The organism is Mesorhizobium tamadayense (assembly GCF_003863365.1).
Classification (GTDB): domain Bacteria; phylum Pseudomonadota; class Alphaproteobacteria; order Rhizobiales; family Rhizobiaceae; genus Mesorhizobium; species Mesorhizobium tamadayense.
The window spans coordinates 108287-127522 of record NZ_RQXT01000010.1 but is presented as its reverse complement, the minus strand read 5'-3'; the positions used below and the strand labels follow the sequence as shown (position 1 = coordinate 127522).

At 61.6% G+C, this 19236-nt stretch carries 22 protein-coding genes and 1 tRNA gene; 5 read left to right on the top strand and 18 right to left on the bottom strand.

Annotated elements, in window-relative coordinates; all coding sequences use genetic code 11:
* The first annotated feature begins 87 nt into the window (after positions 1–87).
* Positions 88–162 (top strand) — tRNA-Thr (locus EH240_RS11055).
* A 166-nt stretch (positions 163–328) separates the two neighbouring features.
* Here the strand turns inward: EH240_RS11055 and EH240_RS11050 are convergent.
* Complete coding sequence (locus EH240_RS11050) at positions 329–1042, bottom strand: hypothetical protein (protein WP_206075247.1); 714 nt, start codon at positions 1040–1042, stop codon at positions 329–331.
* 170 nt (positions 1043–1212) lie between these two features.
* Between EH240_RS11050 and EH240_RS11045 the strand changes: the two genes are divergently transcribed.
* Positions 1213–1860 (top strand): TetR/AcrR family transcriptional regulator, encoded by a 648-nt coding sequence (locus tag EH240_RS11045; protein WP_124998053.1) that lies wholly within the window; start codon positions 1213–1215, stop codon positions 1858–1860.
* A 172-nt stretch (positions 1861–2032) separates the two neighbouring features.
* On the opposite strand, the gene EH240_RS11040 is transcribed toward EH240_RS11045, so the two are convergent.
* From EH240_RS11040 to EH240_RS10995, 10 genes are all read right to left on the bottom strand, one after another.
* On the bottom strand, positions 2033–2875 hold the full coding sequence (locus EH240_RS11040; RefSeq protein WP_124998051.1) for a BtpA/SgcQ family protein: 843 nt from the start codon (positions 2873–2875) through the stop codon (positions 2033–2035).
* Complete coding sequence (locus tag EH240_RS11035) at positions 2872–3780, bottom strand: ribokinase (protein ID WP_124998049.1); 909 nt, start codon at positions 3778–3780, stop codon at positions 2872–2874. The genes EH240_RS11040 and EH240_RS11035 overlap by 4 nt, the downstream gene beginning before the upstream one ends.
* A gap of 3 nt (positions 3781–3783) precedes the next feature.
* The gene (locus tag EH240_RS11030; RefSeq protein ID WP_124998047.1) at positions 3784–4554 is read right to left on the bottom strand and encodes a glutamine amidotransferase; all 771 of its coding nucleotides are present in this window, start codon (positions 4552–4554) and stop codon (positions 3784–3786) included.
* Positions 4555–4613: 59 nt separating this feature from the next.
* Complete coding sequence (locus tag EH240_RS11025) at positions 4614–5705, bottom strand: phosphotriesterase family protein (RefSeq protein WP_124998045.1); 1092 nt, start codon at positions 5703–5705, stop codon at positions 4614–4616.
* Between the two features lie 4 nt (positions 5706–5709).
* Complete coding sequence (locus tag EH240_RS11020; RefSeq protein ID WP_176479218.1) at positions 5710–6651, bottom strand: ABC transporter permease; 942 nt, start codon at positions 6649–6651, stop codon at positions 5710–5712.
* Positions 6652–6710: 59 nt separating this feature from the next.
* A complete protein-coding gene (locus EH240_RS11015) occupies positions 6711–7508 on the bottom strand; it encodes an ATP-binding cassette domain-containing protein (protein WP_124998041.1) in 798 nt (265 codons plus the stop codon).
* A gap of 74 nt (positions 7509–7582) precedes the next feature.
* On the bottom strand, positions 7583–8521 hold the full coding sequence (locus EH240_RS11010; protein ID WP_124998039.1) for an ABC transporter substrate-binding protein: 939 nt from the start codon (positions 8519–8521) through the stop codon (positions 7583–7585).
* 122 nt (positions 8522–8643) lie between these two features.
* On the bottom strand, positions 8644–9255 hold the full coding sequence (locus EH240_RS11005; protein WP_124998037.1) for a cupin domain-containing protein: 612 nt from the start codon (positions 9253–9255) through the stop codon (positions 8644–8646).
* Between the two features lie 455 nt (positions 9256–9710).
* The gene (locus EH240_RS11000) at positions 9711–10058 is read right to left on the bottom strand and encodes a hypothetical protein (protein ID WP_124998035.1); all 348 of its coding nucleotides are present in this window, start codon (positions 10056–10058) and stop codon (positions 9711–9713) included.
* Entirely contained in the window at positions 10055–10792 is a 738-nt protein-coding gene (locus tag EH240_RS10995; protein ID WP_206075246.1) for a hypothetical protein, read from the bottom strand. Before EH240_RS10995 ends, EH240_RS11000 begins: the two co-directional genes overlap by 4 nt.
* A gap of 139 nt (positions 10793–10931) precedes the next feature.
* Here EH240_RS10995 and EH240_RS10990 point away from each other — a divergent pair, with 139 nt between their 5' ends.
* On the top strand, positions 10932–11219 hold the full coding sequence (locus tag EH240_RS10990) for a helix-turn-helix transcriptional regulator (protein ID WP_124998033.1): 288 nt from the start codon (positions 10932–10934) through the stop codon (positions 11217–11219).
* Positions 11220–11831: 612 nt separating this feature from the next.
* On the top strand, positions 11832–13301 hold the full coding sequence (locus tag EH240_RS10985) for an NAD-dependent succinate-semialdehyde dehydrogenase (protein WP_425374786.1): 1470 nt from the start codon (positions 11832–11834) through the stop codon (positions 13299–13301).
* A gap of 86 nt (positions 13302–13387) precedes the next feature.
* Here the strand turns inward: EH240_RS10985 and EH240_RS10980 are convergent, their stop codons facing one another.
* Together EH240_RS10980 and EH240_RS10975 are read right to left on the bottom strand one after the other, a co-directional pair.
* Positions 13388–14128, bottom strand: coding sequence for a GGDEF domain-containing protein (locus tag EH240_RS10980; RefSeq protein ID WP_124998158.1), 741 nt, complete (start codon positions 14126–14128; stop codon positions 13388–13390).
* 266 nt (positions 14129–14394) lie between these two features.
* The gene (locus tag EH240_RS10975; RefSeq protein ID WP_245435938.1) at positions 14395–15090 is read right to left on the bottom strand and encodes a thermonuclease family protein; all 696 of its coding nucleotides are present in this window, start codon (positions 15088–15090) and stop codon (positions 14395–14397) included.
* Between the two features lie 137 nt (positions 15091–15227).
* Between EH240_RS10975 and EH240_RS10970 the strand changes: the two genes are divergently transcribed.
* Entirely contained in the window at positions 15228–15764 is a 537-nt protein-coding gene (locus EH240_RS10970; RefSeq protein WP_124998029.1) for a hypothetical protein, read from the top strand.
* 49 nt (positions 15765–15813) lie between these two features.
* On the opposite strand, the gene EH240_RS10965 is transcribed toward EH240_RS10970, so the two are convergent.
* The 5 genes from EH240_RS10965 to EH240_RS10945 are packed head-to-tail and all read right to left on the bottom strand — an operon-like array spanning position 15814 to position 19231.
* Complete coding sequence (locus EH240_RS10965) at positions 15814–16347, bottom strand: hypothetical protein (protein WP_124998027.1); 534 nt, start codon at positions 16345–16347, stop codon at positions 15814–15816.
* Complete coding sequence (locus EH240_RS10960; RefSeq protein ID WP_124998025.1) at positions 16344–16919, bottom strand: L,D-transpeptidase; 576 nt, start codon at positions 16917–16919, stop codon at positions 16344–16346. Before EH240_RS10960 ends, EH240_RS10965 begins: the two co-directional genes overlap by 4 nt.
* Positions 16906–18069 carry a CpaE/TadZ family protein gene (locus tag EH240_RS10955; RefSeq protein WP_124998023.1) on the bottom strand — a complete coding sequence of 388 codons (1164 nt, stop codon included), beginning with the start codon at positions 18067–18069 and terminating at the stop codon, positions 16906–16908. The genes EH240_RS10960 and EH240_RS10955 overlap by 14 nt, the downstream gene beginning before the upstream one ends.
* A complete protein-coding gene (locus EH240_RS10950; protein ID WP_124998020.1) occupies positions 18066–18692 on the bottom strand; it encodes a TadE/TadG family type IV pilus assembly protein in 627 nt (208 codons plus the stop codon). The genes EH240_RS10955 and EH240_RS10950 overlap by 4 nt, the downstream gene beginning before the upstream one ends.
* 2 nt (positions 18693–18694) lie before the next feature.
* On the bottom strand, positions 18695–19231 hold the full coding sequence (locus tag EH240_RS10945; protein WP_124998018.1) for a TadE/TadG family type IV pilus assembly protein: 537 nt from the start codon (positions 19229–19231) through the stop codon (positions 18695–18697).
* Positions 19232–19236: the final 5 nt, after the last annotated feature.

Genomic DNA, 19236 nt, shown 5'->3' with positions numbered 1-19236 from the left:
AACGGCAGCTTCCACAGCTGCATCAATGGCTGCATTTCTTGGCCTTGCGCTTGCCGGTTCGATATGGCAGAAGCGCCGCCATCGCAGGCTGCGGTAGCTCAGTGGTAGAGCACTCCCTTGGTAAGGGAGAGGTCGAGAGTTCAATCCTCTCTCGCAGCACCAGCCTATCCCTTGGAAATCGCTGAAGCCCTTGACGCTCAAGGCTTCCTGTCCGTTCTGGCGTTACAAAACCCGTAACAAATCGGATGGACTTGATGACAGGCCGCGTTCGAAATCATCTAAATCGGGGCGGCCGCTATTTTGCTCGGCTTGTCACTTATGCATCGCGCTATGGGTGCAACATACTTTCCGGCCTGAAGTCGTCGATGGTGTTCGCGCGCATCCACAGCCATCCGGCCAGCCAAGCGATGGCTATCGCAAGAACCACCAAGCCCAGGTCAAGAGCCCACTCCGGGACGAACGCACGGAGCGCGATCGGCGCCGCGCCAATGAGATAGAGGGCCAGTGGAATGCGCGGCACACCTCGTCCAACGGCAAGAGAGATCGCAAACGCCAGGGTTCCAAGTAGGAAAAGCAACGAACCGGCGAATAGAGCCAGCCCGAGTGGCCCGGCTCGTAGGTCCATGACGGTAGTCAGCGGAAGTTTCGAAAATACGAGATTGATCACCACTTCCACACCTTCCAAACTTGCCAATGCAATGAAGTTGATGACAAACGCGACAGTGCCGAATGGGCCCGTGCGCCTGCCAAACGCAAGAAACAAGCCTACGACAAGACCAAGCGCCAATATCTCAGCGAGTGGCGCGAGAAGTTGCGTTAGATCGGTGGTCGGGATGAGCGAACTGCGTTTAGCGGCGTTGATCAAAAGAATAAGCGCGCTTCCCACTCCGGCGACGGCGGCAATCCGATAAAGCGTGACGCTGGGCGCGGCCGCACTCGACTGAACAGTCCGGAAATTCTCCTTATGCTGAGGTTTTTCGGCTGGACCCTGGGACGACGTGAACGATTGCAAACGGCGAGCTTCGGCGTTTCTGGCGAGCATGTTCGTTTCCTCCATCTGGGCATTTGGCAGCCGCGAAGATCGCAGGCCTATTCCGTCCCATCTGTAATCACTGCTTACATCCTGCGGCATAAGTTGTAAACAGTGATTACATTATTGGAGATTTCTTGATATAGAGGCGAGATGCAGCTCTACAGAACGAAGGGAACGAGATGCCAAAAGCCAAGACGCCTCGCCGCACGAGTTACCACCATGGCAATTTGCGGGAGGTCCTGATCGATGCCGCGGTTCAACTTGTCGAGGAGGGCGGCTCCGACAATGTGAGCGTGCGCGAAGCCGCAAAGCGGGCGGGCGTTTCTCCCGGCGCACCCTTCCGTCATTTCGCCAATAAGACCGCATTGATGACGGCTGTGGCAGAGCAGGCAATGAGCCGGTTTCGCTCGGAGATTACAAACGCAGTCGAGAACGTCGCAACAGACAACCCGATTGCGCGCTTTGCCGCTGTTGGTATCGCCTATTTGCGCTGGGCAATTCGAAACCCCACCCATTTCCAGATCATCTCGACGCGGAGTCTTATTGATTGGGACAGTTCGGAGTCGCTGCGTCGCGATAACGAAGCGGTACGTGCGTTGGTAGAAGGGTCGATGGTAGAGGCCCAGCAACGACACTTGCTTCGGTCAAACGACATCGCAGAGACCCAGATAGCCGCGAGGGCGCTCGTCTACGGGCTCGCACGCATGTACATTGATGGGCACTTTGCGCAATGGGCAGTGGCTGGACATACTGCGGAGCAAACTGCGCAGAACGTATTGAAACACTTCGTAACCCTCATTGGAAACGACGGGTCTAAAGGGGATTAAGTGCCGCTCGCAATGCCGGAAGTGAAGCTACTTGCTCATCACATCGCCGAGAGCAAGGGCGACATTCCACGCAGCTGAGCTGTTGGCGGCAGCCAACTAATTTTCGAAACTACTGCTCTCGACTCAAGATCCGGCGCTCGGCCGGCTCCGGCCGGCATTGATATCCGCTCAGTCATCGCCGCAGCCCTGCCACAAAAGTCTTCACCCGAGCGGGGTCGACCTGGTTCCACCAGACGCCGTCATGCTTCAGCGCACTTGCGATGATGACACCGTCGACGATGCCAAGGATGTCGTTGGCGTTGTCGGGCGTCACGCCGCTGCCGACCAGAGTTGGGAGTCCGGCGGCCTCCTTGATCATGCGGATGTAGCTCAGATCCGCAGCATGCCCGGTGCGCTGACCCGTCGCGATGATGGCGTCGGCGTCGAAGAAGACCAGATCCTTGACCAATTCCTCCACCGGGCGGTCACCAACGATGGCGTGCGCGCCATGCTTGACATGAGCATCGGCGAAAATGCGGATGCCGTTGGCGCGCAGCCGGGCGCGATAGCGTGCTGCGCGGCCCGACTCGCCCTCTACAAAACCCTCATTGGCGACATAGGCATTGGCCCATTGATTGATACGGACGAACCCCGCGCCAGCGGCACTGGCAATCGCAAGCGCCGGGATCGCGGCGTTGGCAAGCACATTGATGCCGATCGGCTTGCCGAGTTCGCGGCGAATACGGTCGGAGATCACCGCCATGTAGGCCGCTGTCTCCGGTCCGATATCGTCAGGTTTGGCAAAGGGAATGTCGCCATGATTCTCGACGATCACGCCGTCGCATCCGCCATCGAAATAGGCTCGCGCATCATCGAGTCCTCGCTGATAGATCGCCTCTATAGCCTCGCCGTCGTAGCGTGGCGCGCCAGGAAGCGGCGCAAGGTGAACGACGCCGATTACCACCTTGCTGCGGCCGAAAAGCTGGACGAGCGCGTCGCCGCCTGATTGTCCGATCGGACGTGAGGGCTGGGTCATGAGAGCTCCGTTTGATCGACGAGCGCCGCCATTTCAGACGCGGAGGGGCAGGATAGCAATGTGCCTGGCCGTGTCACCGAGATTGCTGCGGCCGCCAGCGCGAACTTCAGCCCTGAGGTAATCGGCATGCCCCTGGCGAGCCCGCCGGCCAGACAGCCGCAGAACACGTCGCCGGCACCACTGGTGTCGAGCGCCTTCACGTGTGGGGCGGGCAAACAAAGTGCTCCTGCCTGGCCATGACCAAGCACAAGACAACCCTCGGCGCCGAGCGTGATCGCGACTGTCGCGGCGCCCTTGGCCGCGAGCGCGCCGGCCGCCGCCGCCATGTCCATCTGACCGGTCAGTGCTTTCGCTTCGGATTGATTCACCACCAACATGTCTGCCAGGCCGAAGTCAGGCAGAGCGGCCTCATCGATAGGGCTGGCGTTCAAAATGGTGCGCGTGCCATTTTTCCGTGCCGCCCTCAGGCAGGCATTTGTCGCAGCGCCTCTTAGGTTTCCCTGGCAGACAAGGATCTCGCCCGGCGTAATCCGGCGTGCAAGTGCGGTTTGCGCGATCGGATCGAATGCTTCGCTGCAGGCGACGCCGCTGACGATGAAGTTCTCGCCGCCAGCATCGATGACGATGGTCGAGCGGTCGCTGGGCAGGTCGAATTCGCTCACCTGCACGTCCGACAGCTCCATGTCGAGCTGGCTCCTGATCCATGCGCCTAGCGGGTCCTTGCCGAGCGCCGTCCATAGCGTCACCGCCGCGCCTGTGCGCGCTGCTGCGACCGCCTGGTTTGCACCCTTGCCGCCAAGGCCATCGGCATAAGCAGTGGCGTTCAACGTCTCGCCGGCGGCAGGGAAGCGGCCGAGGCGAAACGTCGTGTCGATACAGGCGTTGCCCACGACGTGGACGTGCATCGCTCAATTCCCGCCGGTTGCCCAGCCAAGCATCTGTTCGAACAGGGTCTTGTAGCCTTCCCAGGCAATGAACTCCGGTGGCAGCCAATGCGGGCCGACATCGGACGTCCAGGCCACGGTGCGGCCCTTGCCGTAATGGCCGGTGACGAGCAGCGGCAGTGATCCATACTCCGACGACACGGTGGCCAGAACTTCCGCCCCGTCTTTCAGCGTCACCTCGTTGAAGCCAAGCAGCATCGGCCAGTCCGAACCGAGACCGTTCAGGATAGGATGGCTCGACGGACCTTTCAGCACAGGCGCAAAGCCCTCAGGAACCTCGACACGGTCGTCGACGGCGAGGCAGTTCACCGGCAGCACTTCCTCGACCGGCGTCTTGCGGTAACGCGCGCCGCCGTTGATGCCTTGGAAGCTGTAGTAGCCGCCGAACATCAAAAGTCCGCCGCCGGCGCTCACATAGTCGCGCAGCAGACGCAGGCGGTTCGGCGTTCGCTTCGAGTGAACCCAGGTGTCGGGATGCAGCAGCAGCGTGTTGGCGCCGATGTCGGAAAGCACCACCGCATCATATGCGGAGAGGGTTTCCATCGTTTGCGGAAAGCTGCGCTGCGCCTCATGCGCCGGCATGAAGGTCACGTCGAAATCGGTCGCCTTCAGCGCCGTCAGCAATTCGTCCGCGCCGGTATGGTAAGTGACCGTCGGAAACTGGTCGAAGCCCTTGATATGGGTCGCTGTCGAGACCCAGGATTCACCGGCAAGCAGGATCTTCTTCTTGGACATTTTGACTCCGCAGTAGGTCTTGGCTGCCGTAAAGCTGGGCAGCCGTAAGTCTGGTCCGTTCAATTCTGCTGCGCGAACACGGCCTTGGGATTGGCAATCAGCATGCGGTCGATCGCTGGCTGCTCGAGACCATGCCGTTTCAGACGCGGTATGAAATGCTTCAGGATATAGCCGTAGCCGAAGCCGCCGAAGCGGGTCAGCATGATCTTGAGGAACACATCCTGGGAAAGCAGCAGGCGGTCGCCGAAGCCCGCTTCGACAAGTGCCGCTATCGCTCGCGCATTCTCTTCATCGGAAGGCGATTGCGCGTCCTGATCGGCATAATAATAGTCCATGCCGATCATATCGTATTCGAGGAAGGCGCCGCGCCGGGCGAGGCTGGTCTGGTAATCCAGATCGTTGTGGCTGGGATTCATGTGGCAGAGCACGGTGTGGCGAAGATCGGCGCCCTCGGCCTCCACGACATCGAGCACGTCGTGCGCCAGGCGCTCCCAGCCCGGCAGATGGATCGACAGCGGCACGCCCGTGATGCGCGATGCTCTGGCGGAAGCTCTCAGCGACTTTCGTTCCTCGACGGTGAAATCCTTGCTGACGCCGACCTCGCCGATCAGGCCCGCCATGATCGGCGGTTGCGTCTTGCCGCCGCCGACGTCGTTGACAATGAACTCGGTCACCGCGTCAACGTCCATCGCCTTCAGCCATTCGGGATGGGTATGCTCGAGATAGAAGCCGGTGCCCATGACGATCTTCAGACCGGACATGCGACTGATGCGGGCAAGCTTTTCCGGCTCGCGGCCGATACCGATATTGGTCGCGTCGACGACGGTGTGCCCTCCCAGCGCGCGATAGCGTTGCAGCTCCGACAATGCCAGGTCGCTGTCGTCGAGCGAGACGTTGTCGCGGTTCACGTAAGGGTTCATGCGCAGTTCGCCGATGATCTCGATGTTCACCGGCTGCTCGGCGAGCGCCATATCGTCCGGATGACAAGGACATTTCCAGGTGCGCGCGCCGTCGAGCAAGATGTGCTCGTGCATCAGGGTAATCCCCATCTCGTCGACAGGAATCGGGCCGAGCACCGTCATCACATGGCCGGTCTTAACCCCGATCTCCAGCCGTTGCTTGGGCGGCGCGTTATCGAAGAGACTGTTCATGAGCTCAACGGCTCCGCACCGCGCCGCGGAACAGGCGGAAATTCAGCCAGATGGCGATCAGGATGATCGTTCCGGTCACGATCGGCGTGAGGAAGGGCGACAGATGCGCCAGGATCAGGCCGTTGCCGATGACGGCCACGGTGAGTGCGCCGAGCACCGTGCCGATGATCGTTCCGCGGCCGCCGAAGAGACTGGTGCCGCCAAGCACGACGGCTGCGATCACCTCGAGCTCGAAGCCTTGCCCGGCGTTCGAGGACCCGGATCCGAGACGGGCAGCAATGATGATCCCCGCAAGCGCCGCCGCGGTGGCGGAAATCACGTAAACGAAAAGGGTCATCAGCCGCGTGTTCACGCCGGCGCGTCTCACCGCTTCGGCGTTGGCGCCGATGCCGGTCACATAGCGGCCGAATGGCGTCTCGTTGAAGGCCAGATAGGCGATCGCAAGGATCGCCAGCGCGATCAGCGCCGGCACCGGCACACCGAGAAACCAGGCGCGGCCTATGATCGTGAACGAGCTTCCCGGCTCGACGGGGATGGAATAGCCGCCGGTGATGAGCAGCGCCACGCCCCGGATCACCGAAAGCCCAGCGAGCGTGACGATGAAGGCCGGGATACCCTCATAGGCCACGAAATAACCCTGCACCGCGCCAAGCAGGGCTCCCAACGCAAGCATGGCGAGGATAACCGCCGGCCACGGCAAGCCGAACTGCAGAAGTGTTGCCGACAGCGTTGCCACCAGTGCCAGCACGGAGCCGACTGAAAGATCGATACCCCCGGTGGTGATGACGAAGGTCATCGCCGCGGCGACGATCAGCAGCGGCGCCGACTGTCGCAGGATATTCAACAGATTGGGCGATGTCAGAAAGGCGTTGGTCGCTACCGAGAAAATGATGCAAACGACAAGAAAGAACAGCGCAATCGACACGACACTGCCATTGGCGAGCATCGCTTCTCGCCATGTGGCTTCGCGCACCCTTCGGGACTGAGCGGAGTGGGTCGCTTCGCTCATATCGGTGCTCCATCGCGATATCGACTGGCAGCGGAACGAGCATTGAACTTGCGGCCAACGATCAGGTTGACCACGTCCTCGATATTAGTTTCGCCGATCAGCCGCTCGGCGACGTTGCGTCCTTCATACATGACCTGGATGCGGTCGCAGACGAGGAACAGGTCCTGGAGCCGATGGGTGATCAGAATGACGCTGACGCCGCGGGCGCTCACGGTGCGGATCAGGTCCAGCACGGCCTCGACCTCGGCGACGGCGAGCGCTGCCGTCGGCTCATCCATAATCAGCACCGACGGCTCGAAAGAGGCGGCGCGCCCGATCGCGATCGACTGTCGCTGCCCGCCGGACAGGTTTTCGACCTTAAGCCGCGTGTCGGCGATAACGATGCCGAGGCGGTCGAGCATCTGGCGCGTTTGCTCGTGCATGCGCTTCTTGTCGAGAAAGGAGATGCCGGCGACGTGGCGGCGCGGCTCGCGGCCGAGAAAGAGATTGCCGGCGACGTCGATGGTGTCGCAGAGCGACAGGTCCTGATAGACCATTTCGACGCGTGCCGCACGCGAGTCCGCCGGCGAGTTGAAGGTCACCGGCATTCCGTCGATCTCGATCGTGCCGGCGTCGGGGATCACCGCCCCCGACAGCACCTTGCTCAACGTGGATTTTCCCGCGCCGTTGTCGCCGACCAGGCCCAGGACCTCGCCCGGCTTCAGCGTCAGGGACACGTCGTCGAGCGTCTGGATGGCGTTGTAGCGCTTTGAGATGCCGCTCATCCGCACCCGATAGGTCTCGCCACTGCTCATCTTGGATCCACGGAACTGGCAAAGAGACCGCGGCGTTGCCTTGAGCGCCGCCGCGGCTCGATCTTCGGTGCAGCTTACTTGAACATCGCGCGGTATTGGTCGACATTCTTCTTGGTCACGATCGTCACCGGAATGTTGATGATCGGATCGACCTTTTCGCCCTTCTTGAGCTTGGCCAGCGCTTCGACCGCGGCCTTGCCTTCGCCAGCCGGATCCTGCTGGACGACCGCCACCACCCAACCATCGTCGATGCCTTGAACCGCCTGCTTGGTCAGGTCCCAGCCGAACACCTTGACGTCGCCGGTGCGGCCCTGGCTGGTCACGGCCGAAACAGCACCCAGCAACGCTGGCTCGCCGGTCGCATAGAGCGTCGTCATGTCCGGGTTGGCGGTCATCAAATTCTCCGAAGCGCTTAACGCGGTTTCCTGAACGTTCTGGCCGTCGACCGTGTCGAGGAAGGTGATCGCCTCGCCGCTATCGGTGACGGCCTTCTTGAAGCCGTCGAGCCGCTGGTTCTGGATGAAAGAATTGAGCGCGCCGATGATGCCGATCTTGGCTTTGCCGCCCATCTCGCTCTTCACATAATCGGCGTAGAATTTGCCGATATCCTCGCCGGCCTTGGTGTTGTCGACACCGATGAACGAAACGTTGTCGCCGTTAGGGATCTGCGCGTCGATAGCGACCACGGGAATGCCAGCCGCCTTGGCGGCGGTGATTGCCGGCTTGACGCCGTTCACGTCGATGGCGACCAGAATGATGCCGTCGACTTTTTGTGTGATGTAGGTCTCGATCGCGTCATTTTGCGCGCTCGGGACGTTGTTGGCATTGAAGATGACCAGCTTGGCGCCCGCAGCATCGGCCGCCTTCTGCGCGCCCTCGTTGATCTGGTTGAAGAACAGGGCCTGCTGGTTGATGTTGACGAGAGCGAACGTGTCGGCGAGAGCTGATCCCATGGCTGTCGAGCCAATGGCAATGACGGCCGCGCAACCGACGAGAAGTTTGAACAGACGCATTTGCGATTCCCCTTGCTTGCGGGCCAAACCTCATTTGGTTGGTCCCATTGGTGCTACAGGCACGAGGCAACAATTCAAGACACTTGAATATTTGTCAATGAGTTTGAACGACCGAAACGCGATCAGAAGGTCGCCGGCGTGTTGACCCAGAAAATGCTCGCGCGCTCATTGCCGATGTTGCGGTAGTGATGCGGCAATTCCGACCTGAACACGAACGCGTCGCCAGCAGTGAGGTCATGGTTCTTCCCATCGACGATCAGCTCGATCCGGCCCGCGAGCACATAGCCGACTTCCTCGCCGACATGCTGGATCGGACCTTCGCTCTCGCCGTCTGGCTCGATGTGATGGATATTGCACTGGAGCAGGTGACCGGACGAATACGGAATGACGCGTTCTAGCGAGATGCCATCGCCGCGCCTCAACGCGTCCAGTGTGATCAACGGTCGCGCACCAGCTCGGAAGACGATCGCCTCGTCATCGTCGACCTCCTCAAACATCCAGCCGATATTGGTGTCCAGAACTTCGACCAGGCGGTGAAGCATGGGCAGCGATGGCGAAGCTTTGCCGTTCTCGATCTTGGACAAAAGGCTTTCAGAGCAGTTCGCGGCAGTGGCCAGCGTCTTTAGCGTCATGCCACGCGTTTGGCGGGCGAGGCGCAACCGCGTTCCAAGCCGCACGGCATTTACGGTTCCGCCCGTAACCGACTCCGGCCGTCGCCGTTCGATTTTATTCATCCGTTCGCCAAGCGTTCAAGGGACCACAGTCGCGCGAGCAAAAGACAGCGGCGGGCGATTTGCAAGTGGTGATCTGCCAATTTCGATTTGAAATGGGAGCACGTTGCCCGATCGCGCCTTGATTCAGGGCTTTTGGCTAGGACGTCTCAATCATCTGCTTGTCATGTCTGCTCCAGACAGTAGGCAGCCCGGGTTTGAGTGGGTGCGTCAGTAGCCAATCGTCTCCATTTTATTTCTCGACAGCTTGTGAAACTCAATCTTACCGGTCCGCCTCGATCGCAACTCACAAGCTGGGCCTGAGAGACGTCCGACTGGACGCGAACCGCGGCAATCTGCCTGCCGACATGCTGATCGGCGGGATGAGGGCTGCTGTCGATTTTAGGCTTCGCCCACGCCCGGAAATGCCGGGGGCGCTTCGGTTCTAACGCTGGCCTTCGCTGCCGCATCTGATGGCATCAATGAAGTGAATGCTGGTGAGCGCCTTCCGTCATGCCTTCCAGCTCTGAATTGGATGAGCCGGCCTGGAGGTGCTTAAACACTTCAAACCAGAAACGATATTCCCGCGTATCTCCCTCACAGTGCGCCGACAGGGCGGACCAGGCAACAACCGTTGCAGCCCCGTCGCACCACAGCACTTTTGCCACCTCGACAGCTTCAGCGACGGACCACTGCCCGCAAGGCGCGACCGCCTTGTTCCCGGTTGAACCGAAAGACGTCGGGCGAGTGTCGAATGAATCTGCCTTCCCACCCCTGAAGCGAGAACTTTTGGTCACGATGGGCAATCCGCCGGCTCGTTTCTTCATGCTGCGCTCCCGTTCGCTCCGTTTGAGACGCGAATACCGCATCCTCTTCCCCTCCCCGGCTTCGATATGCCTAGCCTGTTCGCAAGCATCTGCTCCGGCATAAGCTCTTGCCCGATGCGGATCACATCTCCGAGCACAGAGCGGATCTGCGGCCAGGGAAACCCACCGCCGTCTTCCGAAACCTCTCCTTCCCTGAGCACGGCATCAAGCTTGGCTGCCACACCGGCAAGGGAAGCGGCGGGGGCTTCAGCCAATAGCTCGAGCAGGTCCTCCGTTCGGTCGGCAGCCTTGCGCTCGGCCTGCAATGCCGCCGAATAGCCACTTTCCCTGGCGGCGGCATCCCAGCGCGCCTGATGAGCCGCGAAGTCGGTTTCAGCCTGCGCGCGCATTGCCGCGTCTTCCGGACCAAGATCCAGCACTTCGTGAATCGCCTGAAGTGAATGCAGCGTCACGTCCTCGCCGCCGCGCAGCAGGACGGTCGCACAAGGAAAGCCAACGGATTCGGCCAGCTTCCGTTCCAGGCGCTGCTGCTGACGGCACAGCCGCTCAGTCTCATCGTGGGCCGCCTTCCATTGGCGCCACACCGCCACCGCAGGATCGGCGGATTGATCCGTTCCCGAATCGTTGCCGGCGAACGCTCTTGGCTGCCCTCCCGCCATTGCGTTTGGCGTTCCAGGAAGTAACCTGCTGCGGGTGACGTGGGACAAAGTCATGCTATTGTCGGAATCAGCCATGATCCGAGCTCCCTGAAGCTAGGCGTGGTCAGGCTGACCTAGGTGTTCCCGCACTGCGGTCAGCCGCTCTGGATACCGCTCGACTACGCGTCAGTACTCCAGAGGAATTGATGGAAAAAATATCAAAGTGACTTTGTGAATGTCAATAGAAAATCTATCAAACAGTCCCGCGCCCGTGACCACGAGACAAATCAAGGCCGCAAGGGCACTGCTGGGCTGGTCTCAAGGGGACTTGGCAGAGCGCTCCGCAGTTTCAGAACCGACGATTGCACGTCTGGAAGCCGAAGATGGACCGCTTGGCGGTCGCCCTGAAACGGTGACGAAGATTATCAACGCTTTGGTAGCCGCAGGTATCGAATTCATTCTGGAGAACAGTGGCGGCCCGGGCGTGCGCCAGATCAAACGGATACCAAGCGCACACCGGTGAGGCCAGAGCGGCATAGGCCGACGACGGACTCCCATCTCGTCTGTACAGGGTTCTCTATTCCAACGACAAAACGCCGTGAGAACAACGACGAGTTGCGGTAGTTGTCGGTACGCTGAACGCAGGGCAAGATTCCTGCTGTTCTCAGACCGAGGTCCGGAATTTCAACAGCGGCGGCCGTGACCGGTTAAAGACCCTCTATGGTTCTACATTAATCGTCAACGCGGCAGGGCCGTCCCTGAGGATATTGGTGGAGAAGACCTGGTCTAGGGCGATAGATCCTTCCCTAAAGTATGCAATATTCGCCCGATAGTCGCCGGGCCGAACCGAATCGCCGCGTTGTTGGCTACCCTCTTCATAACATTTCGTTGGGTTAGCATTCATCCCAGACGATCGAATCTCGAAGCAACGTCAGTTGACGGTTGGGTGTCCGATCGCGATATCGAGCGCTCAGCGGGCGCCAGATCGTGTCGTCTGACGACTTGATACGGCTGGCGCTCGCGGTTGAGGAGACATGCATGTGGGTCTACCGCTGTCCGCCCCAGGCTCTATGAAACGGCGCCGGGGTGCAGAACACACGTTGGCGCCTCTTTGAGAAGGAGACCGATATTGTCCATGTGCATGCCGTTGATCCGCCACTTGAAATCCCCCGACCTGTTTGGCGCGATCGACCGTGTGCCGGCGCTTGGCACGCCGCTTGGCGGGCGCACGTTTGAGGTCTTCAATCCATCTACCGGCGAGTTGCTGGCAGAACTTCCCGACATGGGGGGCGAGGAGACGCGCGCGGCGATCGACAAGGCCTATGTCGCGCAGGCCGAATGGGCAGGGCTGACCGCCCGGGAGCGCAGTGAAATCTTGTGGCGTTGGCATCAGTTGATCGTCACCCACGCTGATGACCTCGCCGCGATCCTCACCGCGGAGATGGGCAAGCCGCTCACAGAAGCCAAATCGGAAGTCTCTCATGCGGCGGCATATCTGCAATGGTACGCCGAGGAGGCCAATCGGATTTACGGCGAGACGATCTCGGCGCCGTCGACGGACCGCCGCATGCTGGTGATCAAGCAGCCGATCGGCGTTGTCGGCACGATCACGCCGTGGAATTTCCCCGCCTCGATGGTGGCGCGCAAGATCTCGCCGGCGCTGGCGGCGGGCTGTGCCATCGTGCTGAAGCCGGCCGAGCAGACGCCGCTTGTCGCAGGCGCCATGTTCGCGCTCGCCGCCGAGGCCGGCTTTCCCGACGGTGTCGTGAACCTCATCTATGCCTCGGAGGGCGCGGCGGTGGGGCGCGAACTCTGCCACAATCCCAAAGTGCGCAAGATCAGCTTTACCGGTTCGACCGAGGTCGGACGCGTGCTCATGCGCCAGTGTTCGGACCAGATCAAGAAGGTCAGCCTTGAGCTGGGCGGCAATGCGCCTTTCATCGTCTTCGACGATGCCGACATCGATGCCGCCGTAGACGGGGCGATCCAGGCGAAGTTCCGCAATGCCGGCCAGACCTGCGTTTCGGCGAACCGCCTTTACGTGCAATCGGGCGTCCATGACGAGTTCGTCGACAAGTTCGTCGAGCGGGTTCGCGAGCTTCAGGTCGGTGACGGTTTCGATCCGGGCGTCGCCATCGGCCCGCTGATCGACACGCATGCGCTCGCCAAGATCGAATCCCACATCGCCGATGCCGTGGGGAAAGGCGGCGCGATCCGGTGCGGCGGAGGCCGGATTGGGGCGGACGGCACGTTTTTCCAGCCGACGGTCCTTACCGACATCTCCAGCGCGATGACGGTGGCGCAGGAGGAGACATTTGGGCCATTGGCTCCGGTCATCCGCTTCGAGGATGCCGATCAGGTCGTGCGTGAGGCCAACGACACGATCTATGGCCTCGCCGCCTATTTCTATGCCTCCAACCTGAAGCGTGTCTGGCGCGTGGCCGAGGCCCTGGAATACGGCATGGTCGGCATCAATACCGGACGCATGTCGTCGGAAGCCGCGCCGTTCGGCGGGGTCAAGCAGTCCGGCATCGGGCGGGAGGGTTCCCGCCATGGTCTCGAGGATTACCTTGAGATGAAGTATCTCTGCATGGGCGGCATCTGAGGCATAAAGACCGGGGCCGCCTTTGCGGTAGGTACTCCGGCCGGAATTATCGCTCAAGCAGGTTGTTGGGTCCTGCTGGCGCCCGCTCAATTATTGAAATGGGACAACTGAAAGCCGGTATCGTCCTGCAACTCGGACAGCCCTTCCTCGGCCGAGCGGAACATGTCTTCGAAAGCCAGCTCGTGCTCGAAGACGACGCCGCCGACGCGGATGGCAAGCACGTCCTTATCGCCTTTCGGCGCGAAATAGATTTGCCCAACCGCCTGGCGGATGCGCTTACCGACCTCCTTGGCGTCCTGTTCGCTCGCGCCGGGAAGGAAGACGCCGAACAGCGCGGTTCCGATGCGGCCGATTAGATCCTCCTTGCGCACCGAGGACCGGATGGCCGAGGCGATGAGCCGCAAGGCTTCGTCGCCCCATTCGAGACCGAAGCGCAGGTTGATTGCTGAAAGATGTTCCGGGTGGATGACGAGAAAGGCGCCCGAACGCGGGCCAGACGGCCTCGCCGCCCGCCTGTCGACCATTGAGGTGAACACCGCCCCGTTGAGGCAGCCGGTCAGCTGGTCGTAGGTGCCGGACCTGGTGAGTTCCTGCCGGTAGCGGCGGATCTCGACCTGTCTCCAGCCGAGCAGGGCAAAAAGCGGCAGGCCGATGATGATGGGCAGAAGCGTCGCTGTGATGACGCTACGGCCGTACGGTGTCAGCCCGTCGATGAACAGGAGCAGATAGTTCAGGCCGAGCGACAGGGCCAGGCAGCAGGCGGTGCCCAGCAGGGACAGCCAGACGACATGCTTCCATGCCTCTGTCGGTGCGGTCTGTGTTTCCATGCTCACTGGCCAATCTCCTATCTGGACGCATTGGCATAAAGGACTTCGGTTACGATTTCGGTTTCAGGGAAGCTTACAATTTGATGGAAGTCGGCATCTTTCTCCGTGGGCAGCGCCGGAAATGCTGCGGCCTGCTACTCGCTTCAATGATCTGATTCGGTCGCTGAAACAGGTCGGCATTTGGTAGTATCGCTGAGCTTTTTAAACCATTCCGTTTTTACGCAATGCCGAACGGAAAGCCGTTACGCGCTTCTCCCTGGAATGCTCTATTGCGGTGGGCCGAAGATGCCCATTTCGGCGCCCCTGGCGGCAGCCTCGGCCTTGCCGTAGATGCCCGAGGGCGATGCCATTGCCCAGCCGTTGCCAACAAGCCAGGCGCCGACATCCTGCTTGCCGAGCATGCAGGGCGCGGCGACGCCGAAACGGTCGACATCGGGCGGCAGCACGCATTTGAGCGCCCGGCCGCGCAGCCAGGCGTTGAAGGCGGCGCGGGCACGCTGCCCGCAGGGCCAGACGGCATCGCCGAACGCGCAGGTTCTGTCGGGATCGACGTCGATGGTCCCGCTGATGACGACCCGGCGCCCCATGGCTTCGAAGATCGCCGACGAGGTGGCGACCGGGCGATAAAGCAGCGTCTCGCGCCAGTCCTGCGGCATCGGCGTCTGCGGCGGCGATGCCAGCCCAAGCTCGCCGAGCGGAGGGCGGGGCTCGATGCGCTCGACCCCCGCCACGTCGAGCGGCGGCGGCGCGATTAGGTCCTCGGCGATCCGGCGCGCCGGCTGGCCTGGCCGCGCGTCATGAATGGCGAGGCTAGCGGCGGGCCGTGCTTCCGCCGCGTTCTGGGCCGGCGGATAGGAGGGGAGCTCTCCCGGCAGCCAGCGACTGGACGCGGCAATCAGCAGCGCGCCGGCGACCAGCCCGAGGCTGCCCAGCGCCATGGCAAGCCGGCCGGTCGATCTCACCTCGCCCAAAGCGCGCCTCGTCGTTTACCGGATCATACATTAGGCGCTGGCGACATTGCTTGAAAAGCAAGGCGTTGCGTTAAGTCTCGCGCAACCAATGCGGCCTACAGTCAAGCATCGGATGTCGAGGGGATGACATGACGCGCAAGCCGACACTGCTCTTTGCCTTCCCGGCTCTCATGCTGTTCCTGCTGGCGGCGGAGCGAATAGCGACGTTCCTGCTCGGATTCTATCCGGCAAGCCCCGCCATGTGGCGCGTCTGGCTGGAGCTGCGCCCCTTCTCGACGATGTTCTGGCAGCAGGTGGACTTCTATCTCAGCGGCTCGATGGTGCTGAACGCCGCCGTCATCCTCGTCGCGGCGGCCGCCTGCTGGATGGCCTGCCAGGCGAAGAGATCCGCCGGCTTCTTCCTCGCCAATCACGCCGCCCTGCTGTTCGCCGGGCTGATGATCGCGGCAGGCAGCCATTCGGAAACGGCAAGCACGATCGCCTCGTTCACCGCGCCGCGCGGCCTGCAGTTCTCGCTGATGATCGACTTCAGCTGGAAGAACTGCCTGGTGCTGTGCCTCGGCCTGGCGGCCTGCGCCTACTGCCACGTGGCTTTCCTGCGCGACGCAAAGCTGCGCGCGCAAGCTCGCGCCGTCCGCATCCTGGCGCTGCAGCGCGATCTTTAGGCTTTCGGCTTCCTGAAGGAATTTCCGTCCGCCGTCGCCCTGTGCGGCGTCAGTTGATCTTCTTGTAATACACCTTGCCGTCGGCCTGCTGGATGCGCTGATAGGACGGATTGGGTCCAGGCGGCGCGGCCTTCCCCTTGAACGCCGGCGAGGCGCCGGCCGAGTCCGCCTCCGCCACGGTCGTGCCGGCGAAATCGGGCTCGGGCGCGCGAGGCGTCTCGACGTCGGCGGCGACGGGCTGGCCCTGCTCCAGCCGGGCAATATTGCCGTTGATATGGCCGAAGCTTGCCTGCAGCTGCCGGTCCAGCGTCTCGAACCGGCTCTGGAAGCCGTTGTTGACGGTATCGATGCGGGCGCCGATCCGCTGCTCGAACTGGCCGAGCTGGGAGAGCCGCGCCTCCAATGCCCGCAGGTCGTTGACGCCGCGATAGAGATAGACGGCGGCGGTGACGTTGACGACGGTGACGAGCACCGCGCCGACGGCGACGAAGGCGATCGTTCTCGCCCGGCTCGGCTTGCCCGGCGCCTTTTCCTGTTCGCCAAGCTCGATTGCCGGAACGTCCGGCTCGCTGATCATCGTCATTCGACCACCACCTTTGCGCCCACCGCGACGCGTTTGAAAAGATCGATCACATCTGTGTTCGTCAGTCTGAAGCATCCGGACGTGCCGTCGAAGCCGACACCCTTGGGATCGTTGGTGCCATGGATGCGATAGAGCGTGTCGCGGCCGTCGCGCGACAGATAGAGCGCCCTGGCGCCGAGCGGATTATAGGGGCCGGCGGGCACCATCGCCGGCAGTTCAGGCTGGCGCACGCGCATCTCGCTGGGCGGGCGCCATTCCGGCCATTCGGTCTTGGCCGCTATCCTGACCGTGCCGGTCCAGCCGAAGCCGTCGCGGCCGACGCTGATCTGGTAGCGCAGCGCCTGGCCCTTGTTGGTGACCAGATAGAGCGCCTTCTCGTTTTTGCGGATGATGATCGTTCCGGGCTGCTCGCCGGTCTGGAAGGCGACCACCTTGCGCAGGCTGGGGCCCATGGGGGGAAGCGGCGGCAGCCCCGACCCGGCTTCGGCGGAACCGCAGGCCAACGCCAGCACGATGCCAGCCAGGCAGGCGCCGGCAAAGCGCGCAGCAGTCAGGCGCCTAGCGCTGGGCATTGTCCAGCCGCTCCTTGAGCATGCGCTTCAGGTCCTTGTTGAAGCGGGCCCGGCCGTCCACCTCGGAAGGTAGGATGGCGCGATTCAGCGCGTCGGCCAGCAGCGCATTGTCGAGCGCCAGCGACTTGATATGCGGCGCCTTGAAGATCTTCTCCAACTCGCTGCGCGAGAAGTGGTTGCCGAACCATTTGCGCTTGTGCTTGTTGGCGACCAGCGTGATGGAGACGGCGTTCCCGCGCAGCTCGCGGATCTTCTTGTAGAGCCGCTTGCCTTGCCTGAGCGACGCGACGTTGAGCTCGAAGACGATGAAGATCTCGTCGCTCGTCTGCAGCACCGAATTGTGCCACGGCGTCTCAATGTTCGGCAGGTCGATGACGATGTCGTCGAAGCGGTAGGCGACGAGGTCGAGCAGCCGGAAGACGAAATCGGCGCCGTGCGGCTCGAACGGCAGTTGCGGCCGCTCGAAGGAATAGAGCGTCAGGCCGGAAGGCCGCGAAAGCTTGATGACGTCCATCAGCTCGACATCGAGCCGCTCCGGCTGGCCGATGATGCCGGAAAGATCGAACTGGTTGAACTGGTTGAGATAGGCGCCGCAATTGGCGCTCTGGAAGTCGAGATCGACGAGGCAGGTCGAGGCCGCCCGCTCGGAAGACTTCGAGGCCAGATGCTCCGCCGCCGAGATCGCCAGCGTGGTCGCGCCGGCGCCGCCGCTGGCGGCAATGAAGGTGATGATGCGGCTCTTCGTGCCCTGGCTACCGGTGTCGTGGAAGGTGACGGCGTTGAGCAGCTCCTTGGGGTCGAGCGGCTTGTGCAGCCAGTCCGACGCATTCAAGCGCACCAGCACGCGCGTCTGCTCGGATGTCAGCTCGCCCGAGACCGCGATCAGCGGCACGGAAGCCCACTTGGAACGCGCCTCGACGACGCCGGGCTGGCCGAGCAGCTCGCCATTGCCGAGGTCGAGGATGATGATGCCGGGCCGCGTATCGACCGGCGGCCCCTTCAGGAACTCGACCGCCTCCGAAACCCTGACGTCATAGATCGCCAGCGCATCGAGCCGGGTGGTCACATCGTGCCTGAAGTTCGGATCGGAGGAAAACAGGGCAACCTGCTTTCTTTTCGTGGGCAGCACTCTGGTGTCGATGGCGTTCATGGCGATGTACTCTTTAAATCTTCACCCGTTACTGTACTCAGCATGGAAGGCATGGTCATATTGCCGAACCCGAGCAGACCGCCCAGGAAGAAGAACTGGTAGGTCATGTTCTGCAGACTGACGGTGATCGTAGGTATCGGCCCGGCGGCTCGTGTCTGATAGCCAAGCCCGGTGGCGGTATAGCTGATGACCACATTGACCGGTAGCAGAAATGGGTCGAAGTCACACATACCGGGACGACTGCCGGCCACCGGCCCGCATATCCCATCGTCGCCGGCGTAGATTGTGTTGAAATTCGCTGCTGACCACACACCAGCGACACAATACGCGCCTGTGCAGGTACAAGTCGACGTGGCACCGTTGCAAACATAGGCGAAGGAGCCTGCGGCCACTGGCGCTCCTGGTGTAGCCGTTGGGCCAGCCGTCGCAATCTGCGGAGCAATTGGAGTGGAAATAGAGGCCAGCCGCGCGCCGACCTGAACAGCCTTAGTCGCGGCATTCCATTGATAGAGGGCGAACCCGAAATCGACGAAGCCAAGCACCAGCATAAACAGTAGCGTCGAGACGATGGCCATTTCCACCATCGTTGCTCCGTCCTCTGATCTTGCGAAGCGCCTGAACATGGTCAGAACCGGATCAACCGCTCCTCATGGAAACCGCTAAGAGTGATCGTGCCGATATCGATGATAGAGAGCATTCCGACGCCGCTATAGGCAAAGGTCCCCGCTGCCCTTACGATACAGACCTGCGCGGTAGTGGAACGATATTGGACGACACCGGCGACAACAGCATCGTGGCAAGAGCCGCCGTTGGCGATAGTCACCGTCACATTTGCCTTCTGCCAACCAGCAATACGCGGTTTATCAATCAATACATTGACAGCGGCCTTGCCATATACTGCGATGTTTGTAGCGATGTCGGAGCAATTTATCGCTGCAAGGCCCGCGTCGGTATAAAGCTGGCTGTTGCAACGTGCCCCGAATCGGGCCGCGTCGCTAAGGCCAGCCTCCATCAGCAGCTTATCATGGATCAGATTGCCGAATTCGAACACGCCAGCCGACAGAAACAGCATGAAGGGGGCAATAATTGCCATCTCGACGAGCGCAGTGCCGCGCTCATCGCGACGAAAACGGCTGAGGGTGCGGGACAGCAGGTTCGCCATGGCCG

Excerpts from the sequence above, each read along its gene's own strand:
- EH240_RS11050 (WP_206075247.1), bottom strand. The coding sequence starts at position 1,042 with ATGCTCGCCAGAAACGCCGAAGCTCGCCGTTTGCAATCGTTCACGTCG.
- EH240_RS11045 (WP_124998053.1), top strand. The coding sequence starts at position 1,213 with ATGCCAAAAGCCAAGACGCCTCGCCGCACGAGTTACCACCATGGCAAT.
- EH240_RS11040 (WP_124998051.1), bottom strand. The coding sequence starts at position 2,875 with ATGACCCAGCCCTCACGTCCGATCGGACAATCAGGCGGCGACGCGCTC.
- EH240_RS11035 (WP_124998049.1), bottom strand. The coding sequence starts at position 3,780 with ATGCACGTCCACGTCGTGGGCAACGCCTGTATCGACACGACGTTTCGC.
- EH240_RS11030 (WP_124998047.1), bottom strand. The coding sequence starts at position 4,554 with ATGTCCAAGAAGAAGATCCTGCTTGCCGGTGAATCCTGGGTCTCGACA.
- EH240_RS11025 (WP_124998045.1), bottom strand. The coding sequence starts at position 5,705 with ATGAACAGTCTCTTCGATAACGCGCCGCCCAAGCAACGGCTGGAGATC.
- EH240_RS11020 (WP_176479218.1), bottom strand. The coding sequence starts at position 6,651 with ATGCTCGCCAATGGCAGTGTCGTGTCGATTGCGCTGTTCTTTCTTGTC.
- EH240_RS11015 (WP_124998041.1), bottom strand. The coding sequence starts at position 7,508 with ATGAGCAGTGGCGAGACCTATCGGGTGCGGATGAGCGGCATCTCAAAG.
- EH240_RS11010 (WP_124998039.1), bottom strand. The coding sequence starts at position 8,521 with ATGCGTCTGTTCAAACTTCTCGTCGGTTGCGCGGCCGTCATTGCCATT.
- EH240_RS11005 (WP_124998037.1), bottom strand. The coding sequence starts at position 9,255 with ATGAATAAAATCGAACGGCGACGGCCGGAGTCGGTTACGGGCGGAACC.
- EH240_RS11000 (WP_124998035.1), bottom strand. The coding sequence starts at position 10,058 with ATGAAGAAACGAGCCGGCGGATTGCCCATCGTGACCAAAAGTTCTCGC.
- EH240_RS10995 (WP_206075246.1), bottom strand. The coding sequence starts at position 10,792 with ATGGCTGATTCCGACAATAGCATGACTTTGTCCCACGTCACCCGCAGC.
- EH240_RS10990 (WP_124998033.1), top strand. The coding sequence starts at position 10,932 with ATGTCAATAGAAAATCTATCAAACAGTCCCGCGCCCGTGACCACGAGA.
- EH240_RS10985 (WP_425374786.1), top strand. The coding sequence starts at position 11,832 with ATGTGCATGCCGTTGATCCGCCACTTGAAATCCCCCGACCTGTTTGGC.
- EH240_RS10980 (WP_124998158.1), bottom strand. The coding sequence starts at position 14,128 with ATGGAAACACAGACCGCACCGACAGAGGCATGGAAGCATGTCGTCTGG.
- EH240_RS10970 (WP_124998029.1), top strand. The coding sequence starts at position 15,228 with ATGACGCGCAAGCCGACACTGCTCTTTGCCTTCCCGGCTCTCATGCTG.
- EH240_RS10965 (WP_124998027.1), bottom strand. The coding sequence starts at position 16,347 with ATGACGATGATCAGCGAGCCGGACGTTCCGGCAATCGAGCTTGGCGAA.
- EH240_RS10960 (WP_124998025.1), bottom strand. The coding sequence starts at position 16,919 with ATGCCCAGCGCTAGGCGCCTGACTGCTGCGCGCTTTGCCGGCGCCTGC.
- EH240_RS10955 (WP_124998023.1), bottom strand. The coding sequence starts at position 18,069 with ATGAACGCCATCGACACCAGAGTGCTGCCCACGAAAAGAAAGCAGGTT.
- EH240_RS10950 (WP_124998020.1), bottom strand. The coding sequence starts at position 18,692 with ATGTTCAGGCGCTTCGCAAGATCAGAGGACGGAGCAACGATGGTGGAA.
- EH240_RS10945 (WP_124998018.1), bottom strand. The coding sequence starts at position 19,231 with ATGGCGAACCTGCTGTCCCGCACCCTCAGCCGTTTTCGTCGCGATGAG.